Genomic DNA, 6,492 nt, shown 5'->3' with positions numbered 1-6,492 from the left:
GCGGTGGGTCAAAGCCTGCTGAAGCAGCTCCATATTGCGGAACTCATAGCCCAGACGCTTTTGAATCGCTCGATGCGCCTGCTGTTTGAGCAAATCAGGTTTCATTCCATACTTTCAAAAAACAGCCGGAAAGCACGCCTCATCCGCAGTGAAACAAAATAAAAAGGCTACACCGGCAACTTTTTTATTTTGGCTCATTGTTTCTTGCGTCCCTCAAGCCGATAAACAATCAAAAGCCGTCATGTTCAAACCTGACGGCACTTGCCGACATTGTACCATCAAACCGCCCCTGCACACATCCGTGCGGAAAAGCGGCGAATCGTGTAAAATCATGCCAAATCATCTCTTTGTCAACTCCATGAACAAATTTGCCCAAGCATTGGCCGCAGCGCTCGACCGCTGCATCGTTACCAACACCGTCGCCGAACAAGGCGAGCCCGTCGGCTTCCTCTACCGCGAAGCCCCCGTATTTGAAAATGACAGCGGCTGGCGTATTTTCAGCGGCGACGAAACCGACGAATACACCGACAATCCCGACAACTTCAGCATTGTCAGTCTCTCCGCCATTACCGCAGACAATCCCGACATTGCGCCCCTGCTGACTCAGGCAGAAGGCAGCGCGTGGGAATTGAACGAAGACGGCGAGTTCCAAGCCGTTGCCGATTGGCAGCCGCAAGAATAGCCCATCCCCATTTCGTTTCAGACGGCATTCCCTATAACAAGGCCGTCTGAAACCGAGCCGAATCCCTATTTCACATATATTGAAGGAATCATCATGAACATTATCGAACCACGCCTCGATGGCACCAACTTGCGCATCGGCATCGTTCAAGCCCGTTTTACCAACGAAATCGGCAGCGAAATGGTCAAAGTTTGCTGCCGCACCTTAAAAGAATTGGGCGTATCCGAAGACAACATCACGCTTGCCACCGTTCCCGGCGCACTTGAAGTGCCTATCGCGCTGATGAACCTTGCTTCATCCGAACAATTCGATGCCCTGATTGCCATCGGCGTTGTCATTCGTGGCGAAACCTACCACTTTGAATTGGTATCCAATGAGTCCGGCGCAGGTGTCAGCCGCGTTGCCCTTGACTACAACATCCCTATCGCCAACGCCATTCTGACGACTGAAAACGACGAACAAGCCATTGCGCGTATCGAAGAAAAAGCCTCCGATGCTGCCAAAGTTGCCGTAGAATGTGCCAACTTGGTCAACCATCTTTTGTCAGAACAATACGAAGACGACGAAGAATAAGTTTCTCTCCGTATTGAATACCGCATATTTTCAGACGGCCTCTCAATCATGACATTGAGGCCGTCTGAATCATTCAATATTCAGCCGACAACCCTCGGCACTCTCTTCACAAGGAATACCCATGAAAAGCCCACGCCGCCGCGCACGCGAGCTTGCCGTACAAGCTATTTATCAAGCAGGCATCAACAAAACAGCCGCTCCCGAAATTGCCAAAAACATCCACGAACTGTCCCAATCGTCCAATATGGATGAAGAGCTGTTCAACAAACTGTTTTTCGGCGCACAAACCCATGCCGAAGAATACATGGAAAAAATCAGCCCCCTGCTCGACCGCGACGAGAAAGACCTCAGCCCTATCGAACGCGCCGTTTTGCTGGTTGCCTGCCATGAATTGAGCACCATGCCTGAAACCCCCTATCCTGTCATCATCAACGAAGCCATCGAAGTTACCAAAACTTTCGGCGGCACCGATGGCCATAAATTCGTCAACGGCATCCTCGACCAACTGGCTTCCCGCATCCGACCTGACGAACCGCGCCGCAAAGGCTAAGATTGACTTCGCATCGGGTCGGGATTACTGATCTTTGCCCTGTTTAAGCTAATGTACTTATACAGCCAAACCATTAAAAAGGCCGTCTGAAATTCAGACGGCCTTTTATATCTCGATTTATTCTGATTTTGGCATTTCATAACCGGGACAGTTTTGCTTGTCGCTGTTTGCCCAGATGATACCGCTGTCGTTGTAATAAACGGTACAGGTTTCATTAGCGTTGGTTTCTTTATTGGGTTCAGCCTTCAAAATATAACCTGAATCGGAAGGATTAGGCATAGAAGCCGTACCCTCGGAAAAACTAATATCGAAATATTGATTCTGCTGTAAATTTCCAGCAGGAAACCCTACAAATGTACTTTTTTGAGTGTAGTAGCGTTCCAGCTGTTGAGCGTTATGAAGCATCTGCGTGCGGACGGCGGCAAGGCGCGTTTGGCGGATGTAGTTTTGATAAGACGGATACGCGATGGTAGCAAGAATGGCTGCAATCACAACGACTATCAGCAGCTCGATAAGCGTGAAGCCTTGTTGGTGTTTCATTGTATTTATGTCGTAAATAATTAGAATAAGACGTGAATATTATAGTAGTTTTCTTGCGGCTTAAATGTTCAGATTCGGAGGGAGTTTGGGAATTTATGTAAATGAGGTGCAAGTTCTGAAAAATGTTTACTACCCTTTATTTTTTATTTCAATAAGTTAAACTTCAATTTGAGCCGACCATCTCTTGGTCAGCCTTGGTCTTTACAGTAAAATCCAGTTGTTTTTTTGTTTCTATCAATACATTTGTTGCTTGTCTGCGACGTTATTTTATTGAATTGGTTCCTTTTATATGTCTAAAGTTTTCAAGTGGGCGGCCGGTACGGCTGTTGTAGTAGCAGCGGCTTTCGGTGGCTGGTCTTTGATGAAGCCTGAGCCTCAGTCTTCTTTTATTACAGAAGTAGTCAAACGCGGCGATATCCGTCAAACCGTGTCGGCAACCGGCGAAATCTCGCCTTCCAATTTGGTATCCGTGGGTGCGGAAGCTTCAGGTCAGATTAAAAAACTGTATGTGAAACTGGGCCAACAAGTGAAAAAAGGCGATCTGATTGCAGAAATCGACTCAACCAATCAGATCAATACCTTAAATACCGAAAAATCCAAACTGGAAACCTATCAGGCAAAATTGGTTTCTGCCGAAATCGCGCTTTCCAGTGCGGAGAAAAAATATAAACGCGAACTTGCATTATGGAAAGAGCAGGCAACTTCCAAAGAAGACTTGGAATCTGCACAAGACTCTTTAGCCGCAGCCAAAGCCAATGTCGCCGAACTGAAGGCCGCCATCAAACAATCAAAAATCTCCATCAATACAGCCGAATCCGAACTAGGCCACACGCGGATTACCGCCACCATGGACGGCACTGTAGTCGCCATTCCTGTTGAAGAAGGCCAATCCGTCAATGCGGCGCAATCTACGCCGACCATTATTCAACTGGCCAACTTGGAAACCATGTTAAACAAAATGCAGATTGCCGAGGGCGACATCACGAAAGTCAAAGCCGGTCAGGATATTTCGTTCACCATTCTGTCCGAACCGGACACCCCGATTAAAGCAAAATTAGACAGCGTCGACCCCGGCCTGACCACCATGTCTTTGGGCAACTACACCAGCAGCACGGACACGACTTCCAATGCGATTTACTACTATGCCCGTGCACTGGTGCCAAATCCCGAAGGCAAACTTTCTATCGGTATGACCACTCAAAACACGATCGAAATCAACGGCGTGAAGAATGTCTTACTGGTACCGACACTGACCGTGAAAAAGCATAACGGCAAATCATTTGTCAGCGTTTTGGGTACAGACAATAAAGCTGTTGAGCGTGAAGTGACTGTCGGCTTGAAAGACAGCATGAATACCGAAATCAAAAGCGGCTTGAAAGAAGGCGAAAAAGTGATCATTTCTGAAATGAGCGCAGATGAAAAGAATAAGAGCAGCGAACGCGCGATGATGGGTGGCGGCCCTCCTCGCTGATTGATTAAGGCCGTCTGAAAGATTTGGCTGTGTTTCAGACGGCCTTAGTTCCTGTGTTTCTATTTTTCGCCCGGAAAGATTATGAGTTTAATCGAATGTAAGAATATCAACCGTTTTTTCGGTAACGGTGAAAACCGTGTGCACGTATTGAAAGATGTCAGCCTTTCTATTGAGAAAGGCGACTTTGTGGCGATTATCGGCCAGTCCGGCTCGGGTAAATCGACGCTGATGAATATCTTGGGCTGTCTGGATACCGCCACTTCCGGCTCTTATCAAATCGACGGCATCGAAACATCGCAAATGCAGCCGGATGAGCTGGCGGCTTTGCGCCGTGAGCGTTTCGGCTTTATTTTCCAGCGTTACAACCTGTTAAGCTCGCTGACTGCCCGAGACAACGTCGCCCTGCCTGCCGTATATATGGGCATGGACAGTAAAGAGCGCGCGGAACGTGCGGAAAAACTGTTGGGCGATTTGGGTTTGCAAAATAAAGAAGGCAACAAACCCAGCGAACTTTCCGGCGGTCAGCAACAACGCGTTTCGATTGCCCGCGCGTTGATGAACGGCGGCGAAATCATCTTTGCCGACGAGCCGACCGGCGCATTGGATACCGCCAGCGGTAAAAACGTAATGGAAATCATCCATAAGCTGCACGAAGACGGGCATACCGTGATTATGGTCACCCACGATCCGGGCATTGCGGCAAACGCAAACCGCGTCATCGAAATCCGTGACGGTCAGATTATTTCGGATACGTCTAAAAATCCCGATATCCCGCCAAGCAAAGTGGAGAGGATTAAAGAAAAAGCTTCTTGGTCGTTTTATTACGATCAATTTATGGAAGCATTCAAAATGTCGGTGCAGGCGATTATGGCGCACAAAATGCGTTCGCTGCTGACCATGCTGGGGATTATCATCGGTATCGCTTCGGTGGTATCAGTAGTGGCATTGGGTAATGGCTCGCAACAAAAAATCTTGGAAGACATCAACTCGATGGGCACAAACACCATCAGCATCTTCCCCGGCCGTGGTTTTGGCGACCGCCGCAGCGGACGAATCAAGACACTGACGATTAATGACGCAAAAGCCATCAGCCAACAAAGCTACGTCGCCTCCGCCACCCCTCAAACCAACTCCGGCGGCACCTTGACCTACCGCAACACCGATCTGACCGCCTCGCTTTACGGCGTAGGCGAGCAATATTTCGACGTGCGCGGTTTGAAATTGGAAGAAGGCCGTCTGTTTGATGATGACGATGTAAAAACCGATGCCCAAGTCGTCGTTATCGACCAAAACACCAAAACCAAACTCTTCGGCGAAGGCGTCGATCCTTTAGGCAAAACCATCCTTTTCAAAAAACGCCCGCTAACCGTCATCGGCATTATGAAAAAGGATGACAACTCGTTCGGCAATTCCGACTCACTGATGCTTTGGTCGCCGTATACAACGGTCATGCACCAAATTACCGGCGAGAGCCATACCAACTCCATCGTTGTCAAAATCAAAGACGATGCCAACACACAAGTTGCCGAGAAAAGCCTGACCGAGCTGCTGAAAGCACGCCACGGTACAGAAGATTTCTTTATGAACAACAGCGACAGCATCAAAGAAATGGTTGAAAGCACAACCGGCACCATGACGCTGCTGATTTCTTCCATCGCGGTCATCTCTTTGGTGGTCGGCGGTATCGGCGTGATGAACATCATGCTGGTCTCCGTTACCGAGCGCACCAAAGAAATCGGCGTCCGCATGGCAATCGGCGCACGCCGCAACAATATTTTGCAACAGTTCCTGATTGAGGCCGTCTTAATCTGTATCATCGGCGGTTTGTCCGGCGTATTGTTGTCCGCAAGCATCAGCCTGGTGTTCAACTACTTTGTTACCGACTTCCCGATGAGCATTTCCATGACTTCCGTCATCGGCGCAGTGGTCTGCTCCACTGCCATCGGTGTCGCGTTCGGCTTTATGCCTGCCAACAAAGCTTCCAAGCTCAACCCGATTGATGCGCTGGCTCAGGATTGATTATATTTCAGACGGCCTATTATCTTAGGGCCGTCTGAAATGCTGTTACCCGAAAGATTTTTTATGAAGACGAAACCTTTTTCCCAAGCAGCCTTATCATTGGCTGTTGCCCTTGCCCTAAGTGCGTGCGCTGCACCTAAAGCCAATCCGAACCTGACACTGGAAGCAACCGGCCAAGTCATGAGCGCGGCGGAAACTGCCGAACGCTACGATGTAAACGGCAACTGGTGGGAAATCTACCAAAGCCCGCAGCTCAATGCGCTGATGGAGCAGGCGCTGGCCAACAATGTCGATTTGAAACAGGCCGCCATCAGCGTCAACAAAGCTTTGTATCAAGCCAATATTTTGGGTGCGGATTTGGTGCCTTCGTTCAGCGGCTCGTTGGGCGCGAACGCTTCTAAAAACCTGAAAACCGGCAGCCACGGCAATACCTTCAGCAGCCAGCTTGGCTTAAGCTACGAATTGGATTTGTGGCGCAAACTCAGTGCCACTGCCGATGCGCAGGTGTGGGAATACCAAGCCACGCATGAAGACATGGCCAACACACGCCTGACTTTGATTAATAATGTCGCCGATGCGTATTTCAATATCGCCTATCTGAACGAAGCCATTGAGTTGGCACAAAAATCGCTAAAGCAATATCAGGAAATCAACCGC

The 6,492-nt window shown here is 49.0% G+C and carries 7 protein-coding genes and 1 pseudogene; 6 read left to right on the top strand and 2 right to left on the bottom strand.

Annotated features, from left to right (window positions below):
- Positions 1 to 105, bottom strand: a pseudogene (locus ACTHUT_RS12385) (ribonuclease III); the annotation flags it as partial.
- A gap of 253 nt (positions 106 to 358) precedes the next feature.
- Here ACTHUT_RS12385 and ACTHUT_RS12380 point away from each other — a divergent pair.
- From ACTHUT_RS12380 to nusB, 3 genes are all read left to right on the top strand, one after another.
- Positions 359 to 682, top strand: a complete 324-nt coding sequence (locus tag ACTHUT_RS12380) for a DUF2185 domain-containing protein (RefSeq protein WP_003748560.1) — start codon at positions 359 to 361, stop codon at positions 680 to 682.
- Positions 683 to 775: 93 nt separating this feature from the next.
- On the top strand, positions 776 to 1,255 hold the full coding sequence (ribH, locus tag ACTHUT_RS12375; protein ID WP_003683012.1) for a 6,7-dimethyl-8-ribityllumazine synthase: 480 nt from the start codon (positions 776 to 778) through the stop codon (positions 1,253 to 1,255).
- A gap of 121 nt (positions 1,256 to 1,376) precedes the next feature.
- Positions 1,377 to 1,805, top strand: a complete 429-nt coding sequence (nusB, locus tag ACTHUT_RS12370) for a transcription antitermination factor NusB (protein ID WP_003748564.1) — start codon at positions 1,377 to 1,379, stop codon at positions 1,803 to 1,805.
- Between the two features lie 117 nt (positions 1,806 to 1,922).
- On the opposite strand, the gene ACTHUT_RS12365 is transcribed toward nusB, so the two are convergent.
- Positions 1,923 to 2,345, bottom strand: coding sequence for a type IV pilin protein (locus ACTHUT_RS12365; RefSeq protein ID WP_003683020.1), 423 nt, complete (start codon positions 2,343 to 2,345; stop codon positions 1,923 to 1,925).
- 289 nt (positions 2,346 to 2,634) lie between these two features.
- Here ACTHUT_RS12365 and ACTHUT_RS12360 point away from each other — a divergent pair, with 289 nt between their 5' ends.
- The 3 genes from ACTHUT_RS12360 to ACTHUT_RS12350 all read left to right on the top strand — a co-directional run.
- Complete coding sequence (locus tag ACTHUT_RS12360; RefSeq protein WP_250599783.1) at positions 2,635 to 3,816, top strand: efflux RND transporter periplasmic adaptor subunit; 1,182 nt, start codon at positions 2,635 to 2,637, stop codon at positions 3,814 to 3,816.
- A gap of 81 nt (positions 3,817 to 3,897) precedes the next feature.
- On the top strand, positions 3,898 to 5,835 hold the full coding sequence (locus ACTHUT_RS12355) for a MacB family efflux pump subunit (RefSeq protein WP_250599781.1): 1,938 nt from the start codon (positions 3,898 to 3,900) through the stop codon (positions 5,833 to 5,835).
- A gap of 63 nt (positions 5,836 to 5,898) precedes the next feature.
- On the top strand, positions 5,899 to 6,492 hold a 594-nt coding region (locus ACTHUT_RS12350), incomplete at its 3' end, for a TolC family protein (protein ID WP_440418845.1).

The sequence above is a fragment of the Neisseria sp. P0022.S010 genome, from assembly GCF_051956635.1.
This window is presented reverse-complemented; position numbering and strand designations above follow the sequence as displayed.